This window comes from Rhodovulum sp., from assembly GCF_011048875.1.
Classification (GTDB): domain Bacteria; phylum Pseudomonadota; class Alphaproteobacteria; order Rhodobacterales; family Rhodobacteraceae; genus Rhodovulum; species Rhodovulum tesquicola.
In genome coordinates, this window is the sequence record NZ_DSDD01000318.1 from 1 (window position 1) to 1688 (window position 1688).

The window sequence follows — 1688 nt, forward strand, 5'->3', positions numbered from 1 at the left end:
CAGGAACTGCTCGCGCCGCGTGACCTTCTTCTTCATCGCATCGCGCAGGCCGGGAAAGGCGGGCTGTTTCGGCATGGGTGGGGCTTCTTGCAGGGATGCCCAAGTCTCCCAGATCAGGCAGAAGTCGGGAGGTTTTTCAGACGTTCCTGAGTTTCATGGAGGTTAGCATGTCTTCCCGTTTCAGACGAACCATGAAAATCGCGCCCGGCGTGCGTCTCAATCTCTCCAAGACCGGGGTCAGTGCACGGATCGGGGCAAAGGGAGCGGGTGTCTCGGTCGGAACGCGCGGAACGACTGTCAGCGCTGGCATCCCCGGCAGCGGGCTGCACGTCAGCCAGAAGCTCAAGAATGGCGGTTCCCGATCCAACTCCGGAACCTCGCCGCGAGTCTCGGAGCCAGAACCGAAAGCGCTTGGCGTTCTCGGCTGGCTGGGTGGTCTTGCCATCATGTCAGGTCTTATTTGGCTGATCTTCTGAAGCGGATGCCTCAAGTCCTCCCCGGCCTCTTCTCACCCTGCCGAGGCCACCCATACATCAACCCCGTGTGACCAGCAGCTAAAGCCAGACCCCCGCCTACCGCCCGAAGCCCGTCAACCCGTCATAGTCGATGGTCTCCAGGACCGGCAGCATGTCCTCGCGCGGGGCGCCGCTGGCCTGCACCAGGATGCGGCTGTCCACCAGCCCCGTCAGCTCGCCCTCCTGATCGACGAAGCGCTGTCGGCCGACGCGGACGATCTCGCCTGACATGCCCATCAGCATCGGGTTGCCGAACATCGCGGCCATGGCCCCCACCATCGGGTTGTCGGCCATCACAGACAGCGTAAAGGACTTGTCCCCGCCCGCATAGGTCGCCTCGGCCCCGCTGCCGCCGCCCATGAGGGCCAGCCCCTGGTTCATCCCGGTATTGACCTCGCGGGTCCAGCCTTCGGGCGCGGGCGGCAGGAAGGCGGCCAGCCCCTAGGCCGCGACCGCCTGCATCTTTTGCCTTGCATAGGCCAGTTCTTCGAGGGCGTATTTCACATCCCCCGCCTCATAGGCCGCGATGGCGCTGTTCAGCGTGTCCACGACCTCGTCGGCCAGGGCGGGGGCGGGGGCTAGGGCAAGGCAGGCAAGGGCGATCAGGCGTTTCATCGGGCAGCTCCTCGGTTCGGTCCGCGCAAGCCTAGCACCCGGCGCGCACGCCTCAAACCCCGCCGAACCGCGCCTGCCAGCAGGGCAACCGATCGCCCGGCGCGGGGCGCGCGTGAAAGACCCCCCGCGCAATGGCCCGCGCCAGGCAACAGGCGGCGGCATGGCCCAGCATCAGCACGTCGCGATCCGGATCGGCCAGCGCCCGCGCCCCCGTCGCCGCGGCAAAGACCAGATCGCCATCGAACGGCGTGTGGCTCGGCACCAGCGCACGGGCGATCCCGTCATGCGCGGCAATCGCCAGCCGCGTCGCCTGTGCTTGGGTCAGCGCGGCATCGGTGGCGAGGATCGCGATGGTGGTGGCCTGCCCGGCGCCCAGCTTGGTCAGCGGCACCGCACCGGGTTCGTGCCGCCCCGGCCCCAGCCCGCCGAACTCGTCCCCCATCTCGAACGGCGCCGCCCAGAAATGCGGCCCACCCCCCATGACCGCCGAGCCGACCGCGTTCACCGCCACCAGCGCGCCGACCGTGAACCCGCCGTCCAGCACGACCGAGGCCGAGC

4 protein-coding genes are annotated in these 1688 nt (G+C 68.0%); 1 reads left to right on the forward strand and 3 read right to left on the reverse strand.

The genetic code is table 11. The features are described from left to right. Positions 1-167 precede the first annotated feature (167 nt). On the forward strand, positions 168-476 hold the full coding sequence (locus ENN83_RS11190) for a DUF4236 domain-containing protein (protein WP_287187031.1): 309 nt from the start codon (positions 168-170) through the stop codon (positions 474-476). Positions 477-572: 96 nt separating this feature from the next. On the opposite strand, the gene ENN83_RS11195 is transcribed toward ENN83_RS11190, so the two are convergent. The 3 genes from ENN83_RS11195 to ENN83_RS11205 form a co-directional block, all read right to left on the reverse strand. After that, positions 573-896 (reverse strand): hypothetical protein, encoded by a 324-nt coding sequence (locus tag ENN83_RS11195; protein ID WP_287187032.1) that lies wholly within the window; start codon positions 894-896, stop codon positions 573-575. Between the two features lie 60 nt (positions 897-956). Beyond that, positions 957-1130, reverse strand: coding sequence for a hypothetical protein (locus tag ENN83_RS11200; protein ID WP_287187034.1), 174 nt, complete (start codon positions 1128-1130; stop codon positions 957-959). Positions 1131-1182: 52 nt separating this feature from the next. After that, on the reverse strand, positions 1183-1688 hold a 506-nt coding region (locus ENN83_RS11205), incomplete at its 5' end, for a P1 family peptidase (RefSeq protein WP_287187037.1).